The sequence below is a fragment of the Flavobacterium collinsii genome (genome assembly GCF_946903285.1).
In the GTDB taxonomy this organism is placed as follows: domain Bacteria; phylum Bacteroidota; class Bacteroidia; order Flavobacteriales; family Flavobacteriaceae; genus Flavobacterium; species Flavobacterium collinsii.
In genome coordinates, this window is sequence record NZ_OX336425.1 from 4,779,443 (window position 1) to 4,803,025 (window position 23,583).

The 23,583-nt window shown below is 38.4% G+C and carries 16 protein-coding genes; 5 read left to right on the forward strand and 11 right to left on the reverse strand.

Annotated features, from left to right (window positions below):
• Window positions 1-269: 269 nt before the first annotated feature.
• Window positions 270-1,355 carry a DNA polymerase III subunit gamma/tau gene (dnaX, locus tag OGZ34_RS19285; protein ID WP_263361398.1) on the forward strand — a complete coding sequence of 362 codons (1,086 nt, stop codon included), beginning with the start codon at window positions 270-272 and terminating at the stop codon, window positions 1,353-1,355.
• Window positions 1,356-1,368: 13 nt separating this feature from the next.
• Here dnaX and OGZ34_RS19290 read toward each other — a convergent pair whose 3' ends face one another.
• Entirely contained in the window at window positions 1,369-1,560 is a 192-nt protein-coding gene (locus OGZ34_RS19290) for a hypothetical protein (RefSeq protein ID WP_263361399.1), read from the reverse strand.
• A 58-nt stretch (window positions 1,561-1,618) separates the two neighbouring features.
• Between OGZ34_RS19290 and OGZ34_RS19295 the strand changes: the two genes are divergently transcribed.
• On the forward strand, window positions 1,619-1,993 hold the full coding sequence (locus OGZ34_RS19295) for a DNA polymerase III (RefSeq protein WP_246253161.1): 375 nt from the start codon (window positions 1,619-1,621) through the stop codon (window positions 1,991-1,993).
• A gap of 3 nt (window positions 1,994-1,996) precedes the next feature.
• Here OGZ34_RS19295 and OGZ34_RS19300 read toward each other — a convergent pair whose 3' ends face one another.
• The 7 genes from OGZ34_RS19300 to OGZ34_RS19330 all read right to left on the reverse strand — a co-directional run bounded on the left by OGZ34_RS19300 (window position 1,997) and on the right by OGZ34_RS19330 (window position 8,456).
• Window positions 1,997-2,575 carry an NAD(P)H-dependent oxidoreductase gene (locus tag OGZ34_RS19300; RefSeq protein WP_263361400.1) on the reverse strand — a complete coding sequence of 193 codons (579 nt, stop codon included), beginning with the start codon at window positions 2,573-2,575 and terminating at the stop codon, window positions 1,997-1,999.
• 6 nt (window positions 2,576-2,581) lie between these two features.
• On the reverse strand, window positions 2,582-3,610 hold the full coding sequence (locus OGZ34_RS19305; protein WP_263361401.1) for an NAD-dependent epimerase/dehydratase family protein: 1,029 nt from the start codon (window positions 3,608-3,610) through the stop codon (window positions 2,582-2,584).
• Window positions 3,611-3,671: 61 nt separating this feature from the next.
• The gene (locus tag OGZ34_RS19310) at window positions 3,672-4,232 is read right to left on the reverse strand and encodes a Crp/Fnr family transcriptional regulator (RefSeq protein WP_173964572.1); all 561 of its coding nucleotides are present in this window, start codon (window positions 4,230-4,232) and stop codon (window positions 3,672-3,674) included.
• Between the two features lie 17 nt (window positions 4,233-4,249).
• The gene (locus OGZ34_RS19315) at window positions 4,250-4,831 is read right to left on the reverse strand and encodes a TMEM175 family protein (protein ID WP_173964571.1); all 582 of its coding nucleotides are present in this window, start codon (window positions 4,829-4,831) and stop codon (window positions 4,250-4,252) included.
• A gap of 130 nt (window positions 4,832-4,961) precedes the next feature.
• Complete coding sequence (locus OGZ34_RS19320; RefSeq protein WP_173964570.1) at window positions 4,962-5,852, reverse strand: Ppx/GppA phosphatase family protein; 891 nt, start codon at window positions 5,850-5,852, stop codon at window positions 4,962-4,964.
• A gap of 43 nt (window positions 5,853-5,895) precedes the next feature.
• Window positions 5,896-7,965, reverse strand: coding sequence for a polyphosphate kinase 1 (ppk1, locus tag OGZ34_RS19325; protein ID WP_173964569.1), 2,070 nt, complete (start codon window positions 7,963-7,965; stop codon window positions 5,896-5,898).
• Window positions 7,966-7,970: 5 nt separating this feature from the next.
• A complete protein-coding gene (locus OGZ34_RS19330; protein ID WP_173964568.1) occupies window positions 7,971-8,456 on the reverse strand; it encodes a SixA phosphatase family protein in 486 nt (161 codons plus the stop codon).
• Between the two features lie 499 nt (window positions 8,457-8,955).
• Here OGZ34_RS19330 and OGZ34_RS19335 point away from each other — a divergent pair, with 499 nt between their 5' ends.
• The 3 genes from OGZ34_RS19335 (at window position 8,956) to OGZ34_RS19345 (ending at window position 21,320) form a co-directional block, all read left to right on the forward strand.
• The gene (locus OGZ34_RS19335; RefSeq protein ID WP_263361402.1) at window positions 8,956-18,291 is read left to right on the forward strand and encodes a choice-of-anchor L domain-containing protein; all 9,336 of its coding nucleotides are present in this window, start codon (window positions 8,956-8,958) and stop codon (window positions 18,289-18,291) included.
• 158 nt (window positions 18,292-18,449) lie between these two features.
• Entirely contained in the window at window positions 18,450-19,367 is a 918-nt protein-coding gene (locus tag OGZ34_RS19340; protein ID WP_173964609.1) for a PorP/SprF family type IX secretion system membrane protein, read from the forward strand.
• A 12-nt stretch (window positions 19,368-19,379) separates the two neighbouring features.
• Window positions 19,380-21,320 (forward strand): OmpA family protein, encoded by a 1,941-nt coding sequence (locus OGZ34_RS19345; RefSeq protein WP_263361403.1) that lies wholly within the window; start codon window positions 19,380-19,382, stop codon window positions 21,318-21,320.
• A 77-nt stretch (window positions 21,321-21,397) separates the two neighbouring features.
• Here the strand turns inward: OGZ34_RS19345 and OGZ34_RS19350 are convergent, their stop codons facing one another.
• From OGZ34_RS19350 to pdxH, 3 genes are all read right to left on the reverse strand, one after another.
• Window positions 21,398-22,051, reverse strand: coding sequence for an SMI1/KNR4 family protein (locus OGZ34_RS19350; protein ID WP_263361404.1), 654 nt, complete (start codon window positions 22,049-22,051; stop codon window positions 21,398-21,400).
• A gap of 128 nt (window positions 22,052-22,179) precedes the next feature.
• Window positions 22,180-22,692, reverse strand: coding sequence for a CAP domain-containing protein (locus OGZ34_RS19355; RefSeq protein WP_263361405.1), 513 nt, complete (start codon window positions 22,690-22,692; stop codon window positions 22,180-22,182).
• Window positions 22,693-22,869: 177 nt separating this feature from the next.
• Window positions 22,870-23,514: a pyridoxamine 5'-phosphate oxidase gene (pdxH, locus tag OGZ34_RS19360; RefSeq protein ID WP_263361406.1), complete on the reverse strand. Its 645-nt coding sequence runs from the start codon at window positions 23,512-23,514 to the stop codon at window positions 22,870-22,872.
• Between the last annotated feature and the right edge of the window lie 69 nt (window positions 23,515-23,583).

Sequence of the window (23,583 nt, forward strand, 5' to 3'; positions counted from 1 at the left end):
ATTGGTTTTAGATTCCCTTAAAGGATTTCATCAAAAATATAAATTTAAACCTGAATTCTGACAAATAGGTCGAAATCAGTTTCATAACGAAAAGTTAAAAATGAAGAGCAAAAAAATACTTCTTCGCATTTTCTTCAATACTAAAATTCAAATTCTAAAACGTTACTTTCTCATATTCAAAACACTCAAAAACAACTCCAACATTTATCAATTACAGATTTGTGATTTGGCAATTTTCAGCCTATATTTGCTATCGAATAAAATAGAATATGGAACAATTTGTAGTATCGGCCCGTAAGTATCGCCCACAGACGTTTAAGGATGTAGTGGGACAAAAAGCCATTACCAACACTTTGCTGAATGCTATAGACAGCAATCACCTTGCTTCTGCCCTTTTATTCACGGGACCACGTGGTGTTGGTAAAACAACCTGCGCGCGTATTCTGGCCCGAAAAATAAATCAGCCCGGATATGATGATCCTACTGAAGATTTTGCTTTTAACGTTTTTGAGTTAGATGCTGCTTCAAACAACTCTGTTGATGACATTCGTAATCTGATCGATCAGGTTCGAATCCCGCCACAAACCGGACAATATAAAGTTTATATTATTGACGAGGTTCACATGTTGTCTTCGGCCGCTTTTAATGCTTTCCTTAAAACATTGGAAGAACCGCCAAAACATGCCATTTTTATTCTGGCTACCACAGAGAAACACAAAATTATTCCAACGATTTTATCTCGTTGTCAGATTTTTGATTTCAAAAGAATTACGGTAAAAGATGCTAAAGAACATTTAGCAGATGTTGCTGCAAGTCAGGGAATCAATTTTGAAGACGATGCTTTGCACATTATCGCTCAAAAAGCTGATGGTGCAATGCGTGACGCTTTATCTATTTTTGATCGTGTGGTTTCGTATTGCGGAACTAACTTAACACGTCAGGCCGTAACCGAAAATCTAAACGTTTTAGATTACGAAACTTACATTAGCATCACCGATTTACTTTTAGAAAATAAAATCCCGGATCTTTTACTAGCCTACAACGACATACTCGCAAAAGGTTTTGATGGACATCATTTTATTGCAGGACTTGCTTCTCATTTCAGAGATTTACTGGTAAGTAAAACTCCTGCTACGATCGCTTTACTTGAAGTAGGTGAACAAGCCCAGCAAATGTATGGAGTTCAGGCACAAAAATGCTCGCAGGATTTTCTGTTAAAAGGAATCGACATTGCCAATGACTGTGATTTAAAGTACAAACTAAGTCAAAACCAACGCCTTTTAGTCGAGTTATGCCTAATGCAGTTGGCCTCTATCAATTTTGATGGAGAAAAAAAAAAGTTGAGCAATTCATAATTCCTCCCACTTATTATAAAAATGGCGGATATTCTATCGTTGAAGTTAAAACTCCAAAGACAGAAACTCCCCAAACGACTGTACCCGGAACCGAAACTTCAAAAAACGACGACACAGCTTCAGCTCCAAAACCTGAAGCGCCTCCAATCTCAAAACCTGAATTAAGCACAGAACCAAAAGTTTCTGCCTTTTCTTTATCAAGCATCCGCAAGAAAAAAGAATTAGAAGCGGCCAATAAAACTTATGTAAAACCAACTTCTGTAATGCCAACAGAAGAATTTACAGAGACTGAAATGTTAGTGCAATGGAACAAATATGCACAGCGTCTAGGCGATAAAGGACACAAAATCATGCAGTCGTTATTGTTGATCAACGACCCAAAGTTAAACGGCACAACTATTACTTTTGAATTACCAAATGAAGGTTCTAAACTAGATTTTGAAGGTCAGATTCATGGCCTTTTAGGCCATCTAAAAGGACATTTACACAATCACGATATTACAATTGAGGTTAATGTTAATGAAGCGATCGAAGTTAAACGCAGTCTTAACGATCAGGACCGATACAATCGTCTGATGGAAATCAACCCAAATATAGACCTTTTACGCACTACATTTGGATTGGATTTACACACCTAGTTTTTATTTATGCTGCACCCCGAAATTATATACTTTTTGCAACCATTTTTTCCTTTGTGATTCATCGGCTGTCTTTATAATTCCAATATAACTCACCTTTACAGGTTTTATTCCACAGAATTCTAAAGTAGCCTTCCTCAACTGATTGACACTCGGTCTTGCATAAAACAATCTGTAGTACCAGCCAGGCTGATCTAAGGTCGTGATAATATGAGCCGTTTTTCCTTTTAACAACTTATCCCACCAAACCGAGTTTTCACGGTACTGGAAAGCCATACCCGGCAGAAACAACCGATCAATAAAACCTTTTGTAATCGCGGGCAATCCACCCCACCAAACCGGATGAATCCAGACTAAATGATCTGCTTTTTTTATTTTCTCCCAAGACTCTAACAAATCGGGCTCTAATTCGGTGCGCTTTTGATAACCAAACTGTAAATTCGGATTGAAGTTGAGCTTCGCAATTGTAATCGTATCTACTTCCGCTTTAGACGCAATTACTCCTTTGAGATACGATTCTGCCAGCGCAAAATTAAAACTGGACGGATTGGGGTGACCATTGATAACAAGAATCTTTTTCATATTCAATTAGCTTATATTAATACTAATGGTGCTGTAACTGGTCAACGCTTCGTAAATTTCGGCAGATGAGTGTATTTGGTGGCTAAAGTAAATTCCTTCTGCGACACTTTCGCTCAATAGCCTTTCGACATGCAAAACTGCCGAAAATGCTGTTAATTCTGCCTGACCTTTTAAACTCTGCAAACTGATGCGCTTTGTTTTGTTCTGAGTTTTAACTATGACTTCAAAAATCGTTTGATCTCCTTTTCCGCTCGAACCAAACAAAAGCTGCCTTTCTTTTAATGACATGATATTAAACACTTTTAGTCCTTGGAGATATCCCATGAAACGCGTAACTATTTTAGAATTATAAGTCATCTTAACCGAAACGGTTGGTATTTTTTCAATCTGATTTAAAATGAATAAATCCGGAACATCAAGATTGTAAACTTGTCGTTTTCCTATTCCAAATGAAAAATTAAAATTTTCTGAGTCAGAAAAATGTCTGACATTTTTAGATTTGTCGTTCTCATAAACCACAAAGGGCTTACACACATTTTCCGCTAAAAAATGGGCAGAGCTTTTCCCGGCCAAATCTTTGATCGAATAATAAATATACAGATTTGTTTCCTTAATTTTAGAAGTATCGGGTTCAACAAGACCGACCAAACTACTGACAATTCCACCCATCCAGCCCGAACTAAAAACGATTCGGCTTTCATTTTTTTGTTTATTCACTTTAGCAAAATCATATGCAGCCATTAAATCCGGAGTCGGTTTTGTAATATCAAGATAATCCAAACCATTTTGTATAGCAAACTGCAAGATTTTATTACTACTATCTTTTGCGCACATTACAATCAAATCGATCTTATGATCTGTAATTGCAGTAAAGGTGTCTGGATTGTTCACATCTACTACTAAAGCACTTCCGTTTTTTCCTGGATTACGGCTCCCGATAAAGACCTTATAATCAAAATTCCTTCCTTTAAGGATGCGTAAAATAACTTTACCTACTAATCCTGTTCCACCAATTATTAAAATATTTTTCCTCATTAGTACATTTGTTTGAAACAAAAATAACGAGGAAACTCCTTATAGAAACCGGACAAATGTCCTATAAAATTGCTTTCCGGATTCGGCTTAAATGCCTTGGTGTAACACCTAAATAAGAGGCCAAATATTGAAGAGGAATTTGTTGAATGTAATTTTTATGATTTTGATAAAGCTCTTCATAACGCTGGGTTCCTGACAATTTTTGAAAAGAAATCATTCTTTTTTGCAACGTAACATATTCAATTTCGGCAATTTTACGACCTACTTCCTGCCAGTAAATACTTGAGCTGTAAAGTTTCTCTATTCCCTCTTTTTGTATCACCTCGATTTCAGTATCTGTAAGTGCCTGAATATTTTCTTCTGCAACTTTTTGCGTTATGAAACTCGAAAACGAACCCATAAATTCATTTTCAAAAGCGAAACAATTCGTTATTTCATTGCCTTGGTGATTAAAAAAGAATGATCTTAAAATTCCTTTTTTGATCAAAACAATTTCATTACAAACCTGATCTTCTTTCAATAGAAAATCGCCTCTTTTAAGTTTTCGGACTGTAATTAAATCATCTAACTGATCTAATACATCCTGCGGTAAATTCTTAATGGACTGAAAAACTGATTTCATGATATTCCTGAAATGAATTAATTTTTAGAAGCAAAAATCCTTTCTATTCTCTTGTCCGGAATAAGCCATAATAAAGCAACGATAAAATAAGCTGCCCCCGAAATCCATTCGTTATAAAACGAAAATACAATTCCCAAAATATACAAAACTGAAGAAGTATGCCCTTTTACATCTCGCCCTATCGCTTTTGCCAGGGTCGAATTTGCACCTTCATTGAGAATTATAATGCGCTGTAAAATAAAATATGCAATTGAACACAACAATAAGACAGTACCATACAAAGCCATAGATGCTTTGGCAAAGTTATGTTCGCCCATCCAACCGGTTGCCACAGGAATTAAGGAAAGCCAAAATAGTAAATGCAAATTGGCCCAAAGAATTTTTCCATTAACCTTACCCAGACTATGAATTAAATAATGGTGATTGTTCCAATAAATACCAACATAAACAAAACTCAGAACATAACTTAGAAACTTAGGAATCAGTGGTTTTAAATCGGCAAATTCATGACCTGCCGGTACTTTAATTTCTAAAATCATAATGGTTATAATGATAGCCAAAACACCATCACTAAAAGCCTCAAGTCTGGTTTTATTCATTGAAAATCAATTTTAGTATTAATAAAAAAACGCCACAAATTTCCACGAATTTATTTTGGGTGAAAATTCGTAAAAATGCTTTATCTGTTCGCTATCACTCGGGTCGTGGCAAAAAAATTAGTTGATATCCCTAAATTTTACCGTAATACATTGCTTTTACGATTCCATCTGAAAGTCCAATTTTTGGAACATAAATCTGGCGTGCACCACTCCATTTCATGGCATTCAGATAAATTCTGGTGGCATGAATAATTACGTCGGCGCGATCTGAATTCAGACCTAACTCGGCGATTCTTTGCTCGTAACTTAAAGAGTTCAAAAAAGCATATTGTGAATTGATGTAAATGTATGAAAGTGGTTTTTCCTGCTGTTTTCCAGACATTTTAAACAATTTATTGATGTTTCCTCCCGAACCGATCAAAGTTACTTCTTCATAATCTTCGGTATTGGTTTTGATCCATTTTTCGATTTCATCCCAGACCACATCGTGTACCATATTATTTAACAAACGAACGGTTCCGGCTTTGAAAGATCTGGAATTGATCATTTTTCCATCAGAAAACAAAGTAAATTCGGTACTTCCTCCTCCTACATCCACAAAAAGATAAGTTTCATCTGTTTTTAGTAAATGATGTAAATCTGTAGAAGCTATAATTGCAGCTTCTTTTTTACCATCAATAATTTCGATTTTTATGTCGGCTTTTTTCTTGATCAAAGCTACAACTTCCTTCGCATTATATGCCTCGCGCATCGCCGAAGTTGCAAACGCCATATAACGTTCTACTTTATGTACTTTCATCAAAAGGTTAAATGCTTTCATAGCATCTACCATTCGATCTATATTCTCTGCTGAAATTTCTCCTACGGTAAAGGCATCTTGTCCCAAACGAATTGGCACACGAACAAGTGAACTTTTGTTAAACTGCGGTTCTTTTCCATCTTGTTCTACAACATTTGATATCAGTAGCCTCATGGCATTGGATCCAATATCTATCGCTGCAAATTTCCTTATATTAATCATGCTCACTTATGATTTTATTTTATTGTTTTTATTAATTGATACGTTATACGACTTCTTCCTGAACCATTATTTTATTTTGATAATATTTATAAGTTTCAAACTGCGCTCTAAATGGAGCATGATGATTTCTAGGCTTATACTTATTGTCTAATTTATAGGAATGATATCTCACTTTGACATTCCCTTTCCAGGCAATATTGAAATTGTCTACTAGTTCTTTCTTTATTGCAAGATCATAAATTGGACAGGTAACTTCAACTCTTCCGTCAAGGTTTCGGGTCATGAAATCGGCCGATGAAATATACACTTCTGTTAATCCTGCATTTCCAAAAATATAAACTCTTGAATGTTCCAGATAATTGTCGACTATACTTATAGCTTCAATGTTTTCGCTCATACCCGGAATTCCCGGGATCAAAGAACAAATTCCTCTTACCTGAAGCTGAATTTTAACTCCTGCATTACTGGCTTCGTACAATTTATCAATCATTTTAAAATCAGATAAACTGTTCATTTTTAATTTTATATGTGTTTTTCTGCCAGCCAGTGCATGCAGAATTTCACGGTCGATCAATTTGATAAATTTTGTTCGGGTATAATGTGGGGACACAATTAAATGTTTGTATCGGTGCACTCTGTAATTGATATCAAAAAATTCGAATATTTTAGAGATATCTTTCAAAATTTGCTGATGACAGGTAAACAAAGTTACATCTGTATAAATTTTGGCCGTTGATTCGTTAAAATTCCCGGTTGATATAAAGCCGTAGCGACGTGTTTTACTGTCTTCTACTCTTTCGATGACACAAATTTTGCTGTGTACTTTTAAGCCTTTTATTCCAAAAATAAGATCAATTCCTTCTGTCTGCATTTGCTCGGCGTAGGAAATATTAGATGCCTCATCAAATCGTGCCTGAAGCTCGATTTGAACGGTTACTTTTTTACCATTTTTCGCTGCATTAATCAAAGAACTGATAATCTGTGAGTTCTTTGCCAAACGGTATAACGTAATTTTTATACTGGTTACTTTCGGATCTAAAGCAGCTTCGCGCAAAAATTTTGTCAGATAAGAAAATGACTGGTATGGAGCATGCAGCAAATAATCTTTTTTACTGATTTTTTCCAAAATACTGCCTTCTAAACTCAAACCCGGAATTGGCAAAGGTTCGTTTGGCTTGTACAATAAATCATATCTTCCTAAATTAGGAAAACTCATATAATCACGTCTGTTGTGATAACGTCCACCCGGAATTATACTATCGGTTTCTACAATTTTCATTTTATCCAAAAAGAAACGCAAAGTATCTTCTTCGATTAAATTATCGTAAATAAAACGAACAGGCTCCCCTATTCTTCTGTCTTTTACAGATGTTGCAATTTTTTCGAGCATACTCTTACTCAAATCACTGTCGATGTCCAACTGGGCATCACGCGTAATTTTGATCATGTGCGCCGAGACACTTTTATAATCAAAAATATTAAAGATATTCTTCAGGTTGTAACGAATCACATCGTCAATCAATATCACATATTGCTTATCATCATCTGACGGCAAAACTACAAATCTGTTTATTGTTTTTGGAATTTCAATAACAGCATAACGAACTTCATTATTGGTGTTCATTTCCAGGCGCACAGCCAAATATCCTAAGGTATCTTTAAGAACCGGAAATTCAGCCAGATCATTCAAGATGATGGTCACCAATTCGGGACTTAATTTTTGTACAAAAAAGTCTTTCAGATAGCTCTCCTGATCTTTTGTAATTTGATCTTCGTTGATAATAAAGATATTTTCGGCTTCCAGCTCTGCTTCGATATTACCTAAAATACGCAAACTTTCGGATTGCTGCTGAATAACAATTTCGGTAATGTCTTTAATTAATTGGTGTGCCGAAACTCCTCCCAAATATTTTTCTCCGGAAATCCCGGAAAGACTTAATCTTCGAATTGCAGCGTAGCGAACCCTGAAAAATTCATCTAAATTGTTTGAAAAAATTCCAACAAAACGTAGTCTGTCTAAAAGTGGAACCGAATTATCTCCAGCTTCCTGAAGTACTCTTGCATTAAACGCCAACCAACTTTTTTCTCTATCGATATATTTCTGTTCGTACACTATATTTATTTTAAATCTTTGGGGAAAATTGTTTTATGAGTTTTACCTTTATTAATGGTGTTCCAACTATCAGCATCAAACTGTAGTGATACAAAGCCTGAAGTAGGTACATTTTCGATAAAAACATCCCCAAATTTATTAACAAAATTTGTAATAGCCTCGTTATGTCCGAAAAGAATAACGCTTTCGAAACTATTATCACATGATTTGATAACTTTTTCGAGCTGTTTATCATCAAAGGTATAAAGGTCGTCTTTATATACGATACTTTCTATAGGATAAGAAATATTTTGCGCAAAAATAAGCGCCGTTTCTAAAGCCCTCGCCGCAGTACTACTCCACATAATATAGGTTTTAGGAAGAAATTTTGAAATAGTAGCCGATACTTCATGTGCATCTAAAATGCCTTTTTTCATCAAAGGTCTGTCGAAATCTTTTAACGGGGCTTCCCAACTTGATTTTGCATGGCGTATTAAAATTAAGTTTTTCATAAGCAGTAAGGTTTACAAACCCCATTAAAAGAGGTTGTTTTTTATTGAACTTCTAATTTACAAAAGAAATCTTAAACCTTCTCTTTTTTTTATTTCTGTTAACATTTCAACAAAATTTTTAACAACGAACCGAAAACTAAAAATCTTAAATCCTTAACAAAGGAAAACTTCCTTATTTAACAAAAAGTGTTCTTCATCTATTAAATTAAACAGTTAATCGATATTTTTCATATTCATAAAAAATTAACCAAATAATTGATTATTAACCATTTAAACAGTTTTAAAAACTATCTTTTTAATAAATAAAATAAAAAATCAGCCTCTGTTTTTTGTCGAAAATGGCAAAAAAAAGTGTTTTTCACCCCCTTATTTAACAAAAAAAATACACTTCAACGAGTTTTTAGGTTAGTTACGGAGAAAAAAAATCAAAAGTAATTACACGTTATAACTTTGATTCTGTTAAAATATCACAAGTACTTCAAAAACAAAATCCTAAAATATGAAAACTAAAACTACTCTACAAGAAGTGGGAAATTTCATTAAAAGTGGTAAGTATATTTTCCCGTTTCACAAAAACATTCAACACGATGTCTTTTCTAAAATTAGTTTAAAATCATTTTTAATTTTAATTTTAGGATTCGTAATGTATTCTTCCGCAATTGTTGCTCAGGAAATAATCCCTGTTAGGATTGGAAATACTATTCCTTCCAATAAGACAACTTCTAAGACAGCAAAAACAGTAGCCACAACAGAAGCTGTTAGTGCACTGGCAGCTGTTGCCGGTTCAATTGATGTCGCTAATCCTTCTGCAGGTTACAATGGTTATAATGCAGATCAGCTTGTTCGTAATGTGCTAACATCCGGTTGTTTGACGATTAGCAATGTTCGTTACGGTTATTACAGAAAAAACAATAACAACACCTGGACCTGGGTAGACCACACCTGGTCTTCTACTGCCGGAGACCGACAATTAGGGTACTACAGCAAAGGAACTTCAACATTCCCAATAGACGAGGGAATTCTTTTATCTACAGGAAAAATTAGCTCTGCCATGGGACCGAACACCTATACCAATAAATCGGACGAAATGGTAAATGAGGCAAGTGATCAGGATTTAACGGCGATCTCAGGCAGAACGATGCACGATGCTTCTATATTGGAATTTAATTTTATACCGGATGGAAATCTTGTGGAGTTCAAATTTATATTTGCATCAGAAGAGTATCTCGAATATGTAAATACAGCGTTCAATGATGCTTTTGGGTTCTTTTTAAGCGGCCCTGGAATTAGCGGTACTTATACCAACAATGCTATTAATCTCGCCCAATTGCCAAACGGTGATGCGGTAACCATAAACAACATACACTCCGCTGGAACCAACGTTAATAATGTTTCGTTCCCGGCAGTAAACGACACTTACTATTTGAACAATCCTCCTGCTTCTACCACTATGGAGTATGATGGTTCTACTGTTGTTCTTACTGCTACTTATGCTGTTACACCGGGAAATAATTACAAAATAAAAATGGCTATTGCCGATGCATCGGATCAAAAATGGGATGCCGGTGTGTTTTTGAAAGCAAAAAGTTTTGCTACAAATACTTTGGTTATTACTAATCCTGCTCCTGTATGTGTTAATGGCACAGCAAACCTTACTTTACCAGCAGTTACTGCAGGAAGTACTGCAGGACTTACTTATAGTTACTGGCAGGATGCTGCAGCAACTATTCCTTATACCACTCCAACTGTAGCGCCAGTAGGAACTTATTACATTAAAGGTTCAAATACACAATCGGGCTGTTCAGATACGAAACCGGTTGTTGTGAGTCAGACCAATATTGTGATTACCGAAACTGCTGCTTCACATGCTGATGTAAAATGTAAAGGAACGACAACCGGATCAGCGACCGTAACTGCCACAGGAGGAACTGCACCTTATACCTATTCCTGGGCACCATCAGGTGGATCCGCAGCAACGGCTTCGAATTTAGCCGCAGGAACTTATACTGTAACCGCTACTGATTCAAAAGGATGTACCGGTACCAAACAAATAATTATTACGGAGCCTGCAGCTATCTTGACTGCAACCACTTCGCAAACCAACGTACTTTGTAATGCCGGAACTACAGGTTCTGCAACCGCGACTCCTGCCGGAGGAACCGGACCTTACACCTATTCCTGGGCACCATCGGGCGGATCGGCGGCAACAGCTTCTAATTTAGCAGCCGGAACTTATACCGTAACGATTAAAGATGCGAATCTTTGTACAATAACCAAAACGGTTACGATTACGGAACCAACGGCGCTAACCGCTACCACCACACAAACCAACGTACTTTGTAAATCAGCAACAACAGGTTCTGCAACTGTTACTCCAACGGGAGGAACCGGAGCTTATACCTATTCCTGGGCACCATCGGGCGGATCGGCAGCAACAGCTTCGAATTTAGCAGCGGGAACTTATACCGTAACTATTAAAGATGCTAATCTTTGTACGATCACCAAAACAATTACCATTACAGAGCCTGCAAATGCCTTGACTGCAACCACTACGCAAACCAACGTACTTTGTACATCTGCAACAACAGGTTCTGCAACCGTGACTCCTGCCGGAGGAACCGGAGCGTATACATACTCCTGGGCACCATCAGGTGGATCAGCTGCAACGGCTTCTAATTTAGCCGCCGGAACGTATACCGTAACCATTAAAGATGCTAATCTTTGCACCATCACTAAAACGGTTACCATTACCGAACCTGCAACTGCCTTGACTGCAACCACTACGCAAACCAACGTGCTTTGTACATCTGCAACAACAGGTTCTGCAACCGTGACTCCTGCCGGAGGAACAGGAGCTTACACTTACTCTTGGGCACCATCAGGCGGATCGGCAGCGACAGCTTCGAATTTAGCCGCAGGAACGTATACCGTGACCATTAAAGATGCTAATCTTTGCACCATCACTAAAACGGTTACCATTACCGAACCTGCAAATGCCTTGACTGCAACCACTACGCAAACCAACGTGCTTTGTACATCTGCAACAACAGGTTCTGCAACCGTGACTCCTGCCGGAGGAACAGGAGCTTACACTTACTCTTGGGCACCATCAGGTGGTTCAGCAGCGACAGCTTCGAATCTAGCGGCCGGAACATATACTGTAACGATTAAAGATGCAAACCTTTGTACCATTACTAAAACAGTAACCATTACCGAACCTGCAAATGCCTTGACTGCAACCACTACGCAAACCAACGTGCTTTGCACATCTGCAACAACAGGTTCTGCAACCGTGACTCCTGCCGGAGGAACAGGAGCTTACACTTACTCTTGGGCACCATCAGGCGGATCGGCAGCAACAGCTTCTAATTTAGCCGCGGGAACGTATACCGTGACCATTAAAGATGCTAATCTTTGCACCATCACTAAAACGGTTACCATTACCGAACCTGCAAATGCCTTGACCGCTACAACCACACAAACCAATGTGGCTTGTAATGCCGGAACTACAGGTTCTGCAACCGTAACTGCTGCCGGGGGAACCGGAGCCTATACCTACTCCTGGGCACCATCAGGTGGATCAGCAGCAACAGCTTCGAATTTAGCGGCTGGAACGTATACGGTGACTATTAAAGATGCAAACCTTTGTACCATTACTAAAACAGTAACGATTACAGAACCAACTGCACTAACCGCTACAACTACACAAACCAATGTAGCTTGTAATGCCGGAACTACAGGTTCTGCAACCGTAACTGCTGCCGGGGGAACCGGAGCGTATACTTACTCCTGGGCACCATCTGGAGGTTCAGCAGCAACAGCTTCGAATTTAGCGGCCGGAACGTATACGGTGACTATTAAAGATGCCAACCTTTGTACCATTACTAAAACAGTAACGATAACAGAACCAACTGCACTAACCGCTACAACTACACAAACCAATGTCGCTTGTAATGCCGGAACTACAGGTTCTGCAACCGTAACTCCTGCTGGAGGAACCGGAGCCTATACTTACTCCTGGGCACCATCTGGAGGTTCAGCAGCAACAGCTTCGAATTTAGCCGCAGGAACTTATACCGTGACTATTAAAGACGCTAATCTTTGTACCATTACTAAAACCGTTACCATAACAGAGCCAACTGCCTTGACCGCTACAACTACACAAACCAATGTAGCTTGTAATGCCGGAGCAACAGGTTCTGCGACAGTGACTGCTGCCGGAGGAACCGGAGCCTATACTTACTCCTGGGCACCATCAGGTGGTTCAGCAGCAACAGCTTCTAATTTAGCGGCTGGAACTTATACGGTAACTATTAAAGATGCCAACCTTTGTACCATTACTAAAACCGTTACCATCACGGAATCGTCTACTTTGACCGCAACAACCTCACAAACCAACGTGGCTTGTAATGCCGGAACAACAGGTTCTGCAACCGTAACTGTTGCCGGAGGAACTCCTGGTTATACTTACTCTTGGGCACCATCAGGCGGTTCAGCAGCAACTGCTTCTAATTTAGCAGCGGGAACTTATACCGTGACTATTAAAGATGCCAACCTTTGTACCCTTATTAAAACCGTTACCATAACAGAACCAACCGCTTTGACCGCTACAACTACACAAACCAATGTGGCTTGTAATGCTGGAACAACAGGTTCTGCAACCGTAACTCCTGCCGGAGGAACCGGAGCCTATACCTACTCCTGGGCACCATCAGGTGGATCAGCAGCAACTGCTTCTAATTTAGCGGCTGGAACGTATACGGTGACTATTAAAGATGCCAACCTTTGTACCATTACTAAAACAGTAACGATAACAGAATCAACTGCACTAACCGCTACAACTACACAAACCAATGTCGCTTGTAATGCCGGAACTACAGGTTCTGCAACCGTAACTCCTGCCGGAGGAACCGGAGCCTATACCTACTCCTGGGCACCATCAGGTGGTTCAGCAGCAACAGCTTCGAATTTAGCAGCCGGAACTTATACCGTGACCATTAAAGATGCCAACCTTTGTACCATTACTAAAACAGTAACGATAACAGAACCAACTGCACTAACCGCTACAACTACACAAACCAATGTCGCTTGTAATGCCGGAACTACAGGTTCTGCAACAGTAACTGCTGCCGGAGGAACCGGAGCTTATACCTATTCCTGGGCACCATCTGGAGGTTCAGCAGCAACAGCTTCTAATTTAGCCGCAGGAACTTATACCGTGACTATTAAAGACGCTAATCTTTGTACCATTACTAAAACTGTTACCATAACAGAGCCAACTGCCTTGACCGCTACAACTACACAAACCAATGTGGCTTGTAATGCGGGAGCAACAGGTTCTGCTACAGTGACTGCTGCCGGAGGAACCGGAGCGTATACTTACTCCTGGGCACCATCAGGTGGTTCAGCAGCAACAGCTTCTAATTTAGCGGCTGGAACTTATACGGTAACTATTAAAGATGCCAACCTTTGTACCATTACTAAAACCGTTACCATCACGGAATCGTCTACTTTGACCGCAACAACCTCACAAACCAATGTGGCTTGTAATGCCGGAACAACAGGTTCTGCAACCGTAACTGTTGCCGGAGGAACTCCTGGTTATACTTACTCTTGGGCACCATCAGGCGGTTCAGCAGCAACTGCTTCTAATTTAGCAGCGGGAACTTATACCATGACTATTAAAGATGCCAACCTTTGTACTCTTATTAAAACCGTTACCATAACAGAACCAGCCGCTTTGACCGCCACAACTACACAAACCAATGTGGCTTGTAATGCCGGAACTACAGGTTCTGCAACCGTAACTCCTGCTGGAGGAACCGGAGCCTATACCTACTCCTGGGCACCATCAGGTGGATCAGCAGCAACAGCTTCTAATTTAGCGGCTGGAACGTATACGGTGACTATTAAAGATGCAAACCTTTGTACCATTACTAAAACAGTAACCATAACAGAACCAACTGCACTAACCGCTACAACTACACAAACCAATGTCGCTTGTAATGCCGGAACTACAGGTTCTGCAACAGTAACTGCTGCCGGAGGAACCGGAGCTTATACTTACTCTTGGGCACCATCTGGAGGTTCAGCAGCAACAGCTTCGAATTTAGCCGCAGGAACTTATACCGTGACTATTAAAGACGCTAATCTTTGTACCATTACTAAAACCGTTACCATAACAGAGCCAACTACCTTGACCGCTACAACTACACAAACCAATGTAGCTTGTAATGCCGGAGCAACAGGTTCTGCGACAGTGACTGCTGCCGGAGGAACCGGAGCGTATACTTACTCCTGGGCACCATCAGGTGGTTCAGCAGCAACAGCTTCTAATTTAGCGGCTGGAACTTATACGGTAACTATTAAAGATGCCAACCTTTGTACCATTACCAAAACAGTTACCATAACAGAGCCAACCGTACTAACGGCCACTACTTCACAAACCAATGTAGGCTGCGGAGGTGACAATACAGGATCTGCTACCATTACTGTTTCCGGTGGAACTCCAGGTTATACTTACTTATGGTCTCCATCTGGTGGAACAGCTGCTACAGCAAATGCACTTGTTGCCGGAACATATACTGTAACTGCAACAGATGCGAACTCCTGTACAATAACGAAAACGGTTACTATTATTGATGGAGATTCTATCAAACCAATAATAGATCCGCTACCACAAAGTTCTACTATTAATTGTCCTACAACACCTGTATTTGCAACTGCAACTGCAACGGATAACAATGGCGTGATTTCATCATTAACCTATAAAGATGTTATTACTCCAGGCGGATGTGCCGGTTCTTACACTCAAACCAGAACCTGGACTGCTGTTGATGCTTGTGGAAATATTTCTCTTCCCGTTAGTCAAGTTATTGTTGTACAAGATATTTCTGCCCCAACATGGTCTACTCAAACTGCTTCTTTAAACAAAACAATAGAATGTAGTGATGCAGCGGGCTTAGCTTCTGCACAAGCCTTGTTCCCAACTGCCACTGACGCTTGCGACACCAATGTTTCAAACATCGTAAAAGTAAGCGGTGCTTTTGTAGCCTCTCAGGGTTGTGCTAATGCGGGAACCTATACCAACACCTGGACAGTAAAAGACGATTGCGGAAATACTTCTGATACTTTCACGCAAGTGATTACTATTCAGGATACTTCTAAACCAACATGGTCTACTCAAACTGCTTCTTTAGACAAAACTATAGAATGTAGTGACACAACAGCTTTAACTTCTGCACAAGCCTTGTTCCCAACTGCCACTGATGCTTGCGATACCAATGTTTCAAACATTGTAAAAGTAAGCGGTGCTTTTGTAGCCTCTCAGGGTTGTGCTAATGCGGGAACCTATACCAACACCTGGACAGTAAAAGACGATTGCGGAAATACTTCTGATACTTTCACGCAAGTGATTACCATTCAGGATACTTCTAAACCAACATGGTCTACTCAAACTACTTCTTTAGACAAAACTATAGAATGTAGTGATGCAGCGGGCTTAGCTTCTGCACAAGCCTTGTTTCCAACTGCCACTGACGCTTGCGACACCAATGTTTCAAACATCGTAAAAGTAAGCGGTGCTTTTGTAGCCTCTCAGGGTTGTGCTAATGCGGGAACCTATACCAACACCTGGACAGTAAAAGACGATTGCGGAAATACTTCTGATACTTTCACGCAAGTGATTACCATTCAGGATACTTCTAAACCAACATGGTCTACTCAAACTACTTCTTTAGACAAAACTATAGAATGTAGTGATGCAGCGGGCTTAGCTTCTGCACAAGCCTTGTTTCCAACTGCCACTGACGCTTGCGACACCAATGTTTCAAACATCGTAAAAGTAAGCGGTGCTTTTGTAGCCTCTCAGGGTTGTGCTAATGCGGGAACCTATACCAACACCTGGACAGTAAAAGACGATTGCGGAAATACTTCTGATACTTTCACGCAAGTGATTACTATTCAGGATACTTCTAAACCAACATGGTCTACTCAAACTGCTTCTCTAGACAAAACTATAGAATGTAGTGACACAACAGCTTTAACTTCTGCACAAGCCTTGTTCCCAACTGCGACTGATGCTTGCGACACCAATGTTTCAAACATTGTAAAAGTAAGCGGTGTTTTTGTAGCCTCTCAGGGCTGTGCCAATTCAGGAACCTATACCAACACCTGGACGGTAAAAGACGATTGCGGAAATACTTCTGATACTTTCACGCAAGTGATTACCATTCAGGATACTTCTAAACCAATATGGTCTACTCAAACTGCTTCTTTAGACAAAACTATAGAATGTAGTGACACAACAGCTTTAACTTCTGCGCAAGCCTTGTTCCCAACTGCGACTGATGCTTGCGACACCAATGTTTCAAACATTGTAAAAGTAAGCGGTGCTTTTGTAGCCTCTCAGGGTTGTTCTAATACAGGAACCTATACCAACACCTGGACAGTAAAAGACGATTGTGGAAATACTTCTGATACTTTCACGCAAGTGATTACCATTCAGGATACTTCTAAACCAACCTTTACCGGAACGTTACCTACCGACATTACTGTTTCTTGTGATGCTGTTCCGCAGCCCGCAAATATGGAAGCCTCTGATAATTGTAATGGTAACTTACCAATTGTTTTCAGCGAAACAAAAAGTAATACTGAGAATCAATGTGCTACAAATTATACTTTAACCCGTAAATGGACGACCAGTGATTGTGGCGGAAATACAATTTCTTACACTCAAATTATAACCGTTAGAGACACCACTCCACCTACAGGAACAGCTCCTCTTAATGTGGCCAATTTGCAAACTATCGCCGATATTCCTGCTGGAAATTCAAGTGACATCAAAGACGCTAAGGATAATTGCAGCAGTACAGTAAACATTACGGTAAATGACACAAACAATGGCGGAAGCGGCTGCGACGGTAATCCTTACATCCTGACCAGAAGCTATACTCTAACCGATTGTGCAGGAAATAAAACTGTATTGGTACAAACCTTTACAGTAGCCAATAAAGTTTCTGTAAGCGGAGTTGCTACGAATGTAAACTGTCTGGACGGAAAAAGTGGTTCAATCCTGGTAACCAATAGCGCTGGTTCGACTGTTGTTATTAGAAACGCTAACAACGAAATTGTTGGAAATACCAATTTACCAGTTGGAACCTACACCCTTACAGCAACATCCCCTGTAAATAATGCAAATCAAACGTGTACCGCAACTGCAACTGTAACAATCATTGCAATTCCTAATTTAGTAACTAATATTAGCAGTAAAGCCTGTAACGATGATTCAACTATCATTAACCTACTATCCCTGTTACCAGAAAACACTCCTTCTAACGGAACCTGGGTGGACAACAATAATACCAGAAGTATACAAGGAAATGATCTCAATCCTTTAGGTCTCGCAATAGGTAATTATACATTCGAGTACAAAATACCTGATACGAGCTGTCCAAAAAGCATTGTACTGAATATGGAAATAAATGATGATTGTAAAGTACTTGCCTGTGGAAGCGTAGTGGTTCACAACGCCTTCTCACCTAATGGAGACGGAATCAATGATATCTTCAAAATAGACAGTATTGACGACACCACTTGTTATCCTGAGAATGATGTAGAAATTTATAACCGCTGGGGAGTATTGGTATTTGAAACACATAATTACAACAATCAAACCAATGCCTTTGATGGAATTTCAAGAGGCCGAACTACAGTCAAACAATCTGATGGACTGCCAACAGGAACTTATTTCTATATTATTAATTATAAATCGTTGGACGGAAATAATGTACTTCAAAACAATAAAAAAGATGGGTACTTATATCTATCAAAATAAGAAATAAAAAATATATCCTATTGCATCACAAACACATAAAGAAGCTTTTTACGATTAATTAATAAAAAAATCCTTATTTTTGAATATACAAATGCATAGGCTTTTTTTCGATTTTAATTGATGAAAAAGTAGTACTAATGAAAATAATAAATACCACTATGAGAACAAAATTATTTTTCTTCGTCATTATGTTTGTAACAATTGCTGGTTATGCCCAACAGGACGCACAATTTACGCAATACATGTACAATACTATAAACATCAATCCTGCTTATGCCGGATCACGAGGAGCTTTAAGTGTTTTTGGATTGTACCGCACCCAATGGGTTGGACTCGACGGGGCACCTGAAACCAGTGCTTTCTCTGTAAATAGCCCTATAAACAACAGTAATCTAGGAGTAGGAGCCTCTTTAGTAAACGACAAAATTGGTCCAACCAATGAAAATAACATTTCTGTCGACCTCTCTTATACTGTTCAGACCTCAGCCGATTTTAAACTTTCATTTGGTATTAAAGGAACAGCAAACCTGTTCAATCTCGATATCAGCAAATTAAATCCGGAGAGTCAGGGAGATCCACAGTTTCAGGATCTAAACAATAAGTTTTCACCAAATGTGGGAGCTGGAGTCTATTGGCATTCTGATAAAGCTTATATCGGTTTGTCTGTACCCAATTTTATCGAAACCAATCGGTTTGATGATAATGACTATGCCATTTATAAAGATAAAATCAATTATTACTTAATAGCCGGTTATGTGTTTGATTTAGACCAATACCAATACATCAAGTTCAAACCTGCCTTACTGACCAAAATGGTTGAGGGAGCACCGCTTCAGGTAGACGTTTCTGCAAACTTTATGTTTATGGACAAGCTTGTGGTTGGACTAGCGTATCGTTGGAGTGCTTCGATAAGCGCCATGGTAGGATTTCAAATAACCGACGGTCTTTATCTTGGTTATGGTTACGATCGTGAAACCACCCGCCTGAACAACTATAATTCAGGATCACATGAGATATTCCTGCGTTACGAATTCTTCAAAAACAATGGTAAAATGACAACGCCACGTTTCTTCTAAAAATTAATGATTATGAAAAATTATATACTCCTTTGCTTAACAATTATCTGTTCTTTTTCATCAGGCAGTTATGCGCAACAATCGAAAATTAATACTGCTGATAAAAATTACGATAATTATGCGTATATCAACGCTATTAAAACCTACGAACGTGTAGCCGATAAAGGATACAAATCAGACGATTTGTTTAAGAAGCTCGGAAATTCTTACTACTTCAACTCTAACTTTGAAGCAGCCGCGAAATGGTATGGTGAATTATTTGCCATGAATACCGTTGTCGAGCCTGAGTATTACTATCGATATGCACAATGTTTGAAATCAACCGGGCAAACAGCTAAGGCTGCTAAAATCATGGAAGAATTTTCGGCTAAATCCAAAAACGACGACAGAGCGAAATTATACACCGAAGATGTAAACTATCTTGATAAAATTAAAGCCAATTCAGGTCGATACAAAATCGAAGATGCCGGAATCAATTCTAAATACTCCGACTACAGTTCCTTTGTGTATAATGGTAAAATATACTTTGCCTCTGCCAGAGATACCGGAAACTTTTCACAACGTAAACACAAATGGACCGGAGAGTATTTTACTAATTTGTATTTTGCCGACACTGACCCTGCTTCCAACAGCGTTGTTAAGGTCAATAAATTTAAAACATCCCTCAACACAAAGTTTCACGAATCTTCTCCCGCTTTTACAAAAGACGGAAAAACGGTTTATTTTACGCGAAACAACTACATCAATGGAAAAAAAGGAAAAGATGATAACAAAATTACTTTAATCAAAATATACAAAGCTACTCTTGAAAACGGAAAATGGACCAACATAACCACACTTCCTTTTGATAGTGATAATTACAGTACTGCGCATCCAACATTGAGTCCTGATGAAAAAACGCTTTACTTTGCCTCTGACATGCCCGGAACTGTAGGCCAATCAGATATTTATAAAGTGAGCATCAACGGTGATGACAGTTACGGCACGCCTCAGAATTTAGGCAAAGTCATTAACACCCAGGGAAAAGAAACATTTCCGTATGTGACCAGTGAAAATGAAATTTACTTTGCTTCCGACGGACATCCCGGTCTAGGAGGTCTGGATGTTTTTGTGGGTAAAATTGAAGACAACGGAACCATAAGTAGTATACAGAATCTTGGAGCAGATGTCAATTCGCCGAAAGATGATTTTGCCTACATTATTGATCCCGCTTCCCGAAGAGGTTATTTCAGCTCTAATAAAGATGGTGGACAGGGTTCTGACGATATTTATAAATTCCTGGAAACCCGAAGACTTCAATGTATACAAGAGTTAAATGGAGTTATTACAGATGCCGAAACATTAGCAATTTTACCAAATACGAAACTAACATTGTATGACAATCAGGGAGCTATAAAAAGCAATACCATTTCGGACGCAGCAGGTTTTTACAGCTTTCCCGTCGAATGCGGAAAAACGTATAATGTAAGAGCCGAAAAAGAGGATTATACAACCAAAGAAATAAACATTACTATTGGAAAACTCACCGGAAAAACCAGTCTTCCTATTGCTTTGGACAAAGCAACCTGCAAAGTCGCTGTTGGTGATGATTTAGGAAAATGCTTTGGAATTAAAATGATCTACTTTGATCTGGACAAATCAAATATTCGTACCGAAGCTGCACTGGATCTGGAGAAAATACTTGATGTATTAAACAGTCATCCAAATATGAAACTTGATATTCGTTCACATACAGACAGCCGCGCTACGCACCAATACAATGCAGCCTTATCTGACAGAAGAGCAAAATCGACTATAGCATGGCTGGTTAAAAATGGTGTTGCCAAAAACAGGCTAACCGGAAAAGGATATGGCGAGACCCAACTGGTAAATGGCTGTTCTGATGGTGTACCGTGTACAGAAGAACAACATCAAATGAACAGAAGAAGCGAATTTATTATTACGGAATTGTAATTTCTAAAAAACAGATGTAAATAAAAAAAGCTGCCATATAGGTAGCTTTTTTTTATCACAGGAAGTACCTAAATAAATTAGATCATACCATACATCTTTTTTTGCCATAGTTTTAATTCACTTAAAACAGGTTCTTTTAATTTTAGCCCATTCTCTAAAAGACTAATAAAATTTTCTGCTAAAACCTCTATTTCCATATTTCCGCAATCGACAAATACAACTTTTGCTTCTTCTCTACCATTTCTAAAATCAAAACAAACAATACCATAATCTATATAATCCCCAATAGCAAAAAATCCAATATCTAATAAATACTCCTTCATTTCCTCATTATTTTCTACTAATATATTTTGCCAGTTACTAGAAGGTTTCGGATAAAGTCTGATATCCGAATTCAAAAAAATAGCATAGAAATGTTTATACTTTAGATATTCTTTATAAGAGTTCGGAAATCTAATATCAAATTGGTTTTCTATTTCAATAATTTGACTATCCGTTATTGTACCATCCGTTGCTTTCCATATTTTATCTGTGGGTTTCAAAAGCTCTACAAGTTCACCGGTAGCATTCTCTTGACTCATAGTCATTTTTGAAGATTTACTCTTAGTACTACTATAATCAAATTCATAAATCATATCTTTAGCAATATCATCACCATACATAAGATATTCTTTGTGTTTTTCGACAAAAGCTATTCCTTTATCAACATAATCTTTAATTATTTCATTCATAATATTCTCCTTTATAAACAAAAACAAAAGTAGGAAAATAAACATTTAAACAATCGATAACAAAAAAAATCGTTGCAATTCCCAGAATTGCAACGACCAATAAAAACTAAACCAGTCCAATATTTTCTTTACATCTTTACAAAGATGTTTGTATAGTATTTTTTTCCTGTTTGAGGATCAATTGAAACCGACAAACCAAAATGGGTATAATCTCCTTCAATATTTGCTTTATGCCCGGGGCTATCGAGCCAGGCTCTTAAAGCTGCTTCAGAAGTTTTATAATTGTAAGCTACATTCTCACCTACTTTTTTAGCTCCTAAAACACTCATAATATTATTAGAACGAGCAGTAAAATCATTATGATCAACCACATTGTTAGCGATCATGTATTTGTTATGCTCTTCACATTTAAATGAAACGTGATTTACTCTTTGCAGAGCATTCAGACCGACACTTACCCTATAATCATTGATAAGTTTCATGGATTCGATTTCAGAATCATTGTAAGTGTAGCTGGCAACAACAGCTTCAACAGTAGTACTGTTTTCGGTAGCCTCTGCACTATCCGCTGAACAGGAGTTCATTGCAACCAGTAGGACAACCATTGCAACGAACCTCATGTTATGCATCATCTTTTTCATAATCACATAGTAGTTTAATTTTTAAAGTAGATGTTGGGGCAAATCCTTTAAACTCTTTATTTAGATAGATTGATCTGTTTCTTTTTCTTACTCAAACATATCAAATATATCGTTAAACTACAAAAAAAATCGATGAACTACATAACAAACCTATAATGAAATATATTTTTCCTACAACTACGAAGATAATCTTTCAATCTTCCACGAAAAATCAGATTGACTCTGATAACGAATCCTGTCGTGTAATCTATTAGGTCTCCCCTGCCAGAATTCTACCTCTAAGGGAGTTACTAAAAAACCTCCCCAATTTTCGGGTCTCGGAATCTGTTTTCCTTCAAATTCTTTCTCTAATTTTTTCAAATTCTCTTCCAGAAAAGTTCGGGACGGAATCACTTCACTTTGCTTCGAAACAATCGCTCCCAATTTACTTCCATCAGGACGAGAATCAAAATAACCATCGGATATGTTCTCAGCTGTTCGGGTCGCAATTCCTTTTATGATTACCTGACGTTCCATTTCCTGCCAAAAAAAAGACAAACAAACATGTGGATTCGCGGCAATTGCTTTTCCCTTTTCTGAATCATAATTGGTATAAAAAATAAAACCTTCCTCAGAAAACTTTTTTAACAAAACCACTCTGGATTTCGGAAAGCCGTCCAGTCCAATTGTCGAAACTGTCATGGCGTTGACTTCTCCGCTTCCACCGAAATCTTCCACCTCATGAAACCATCGGTTAAAAAGATTAATTGGATCTTCAGGAATATTCGTTTCTAATAATTCGCTCTTTTCGTAAGATTTTCTATAATTGCTTAAATCGTTCATGATTTTATATTTTAGATTGTAGGTTGTGAAATGTGGTTTATTGATTGACTAAAAAACCTAAATTATTTT

What these genes read in the sequence shown, in the direction of transcription:
- pdxH (WP_263361406.1), bottom strand. Translation starts at nt 23,514, where the DNA reads ATGAACGATTTAAGCAATTATAGAAAATCTTACGAAAAGAGCGAATTA.
- OGZ34_RS19290 (WP_263361399.1), bottom strand. Translation starts at nt 1,560, where the DNA reads ATGCTTGATAAAGAAAAGGCAGAAACTTTTGGTTCTGTGCTTAATTCA.
- OGZ34_RS19340 (WP_173964609.1), top strand. Translation starts at nt 18,450, where the DNA reads ATGAGAACAAAATTATTTTTCTTCGTCATTATGTTTGTAACAATTGCT.
- OGZ34_RS19305 (WP_263361401.1), bottom strand. Translation starts at nt 3,610, where the DNA reads ATGAGGAAAAATATTTTAATAATTGGTGGAACAGGATTAGTAGGTAAA.
- OGZ34_RS19350 (WP_263361404.1), bottom strand. Translation starts at nt 22,051, where the DNA reads ATGAATGAAATAATTAAAGATTATGTTGATAAAGGAATAGCTTTTGTC.
- OGZ34_RS19330 (WP_173964568.1), bottom strand. Translation starts at nt 8,456, where the DNA reads ATGAAAAACTTAATTTTAATACGCCATGCAAAATCAAGTTGGGAAGCC.
- OGZ34_RS19315 (WP_173964571.1), bottom strand. Translation starts at nt 4,831, where the DNA reads ATGAATAAAACCAGACTTGAGGCTTTTAGTGATGGTGTTTTGGCTATC.
- OGZ34_RS19295 (WP_246253161.1), top strand. Translation starts at nt 1,619, where the DNA reads ATGCCAACAGAAGAATTTACAGAGACTGAAATGTTAGTGCAATGGAAC.
- OGZ34_RS19310 (WP_173964572.1), bottom strand. Translation starts at nt 4,232, where the DNA reads ATGAAATCAGTTTTTCAGTCCATTAAGAATTTACCGCAGGATGTATTA.
- OGZ34_RS19345 (WP_263361403.1), top strand. Translation starts at nt 19,380, where the DNA reads ATGAAAAATTATATACTCCTTTGCTTAACAATTATCTGTTCTTTTTCA.
- dnaX (WP_263361398.1), top strand. Translation starts at nt 270, where the DNA reads ATGGAACAATTTGTAGTATCGGCCCGTAAGTATCGCCCACAGACGTTT.
- OGZ34_RS19355 (WP_263361405.1), bottom strand. Translation starts at nt 22,692, where the DNA reads ATGAAAAAGATGATGCATAACATGAGGTTCGTTGCAATGGTTGTCCTA.
- OGZ34_RS19335 (WP_263361402.1), top strand. Translation starts at nt 8,956, where the DNA reads ATGAAAACTAAAACTACTCTACAAGAAGTGGGAAATTTCATTAAAAGT.
- OGZ34_RS19300 (WP_263361400.1), bottom strand. Translation starts at nt 2,575, where the DNA reads ATGAAAAAGATTCTTGTTATCAATGGTCACCCCAATCCGTCCAGTTTT.
- OGZ34_RS19320 (WP_173964570.1), bottom strand. Translation starts at nt 5,852, where the DNA reads ATGATTAATATAAGGAAATTTGCAGCGATAGATATTGGATCCAATGCC.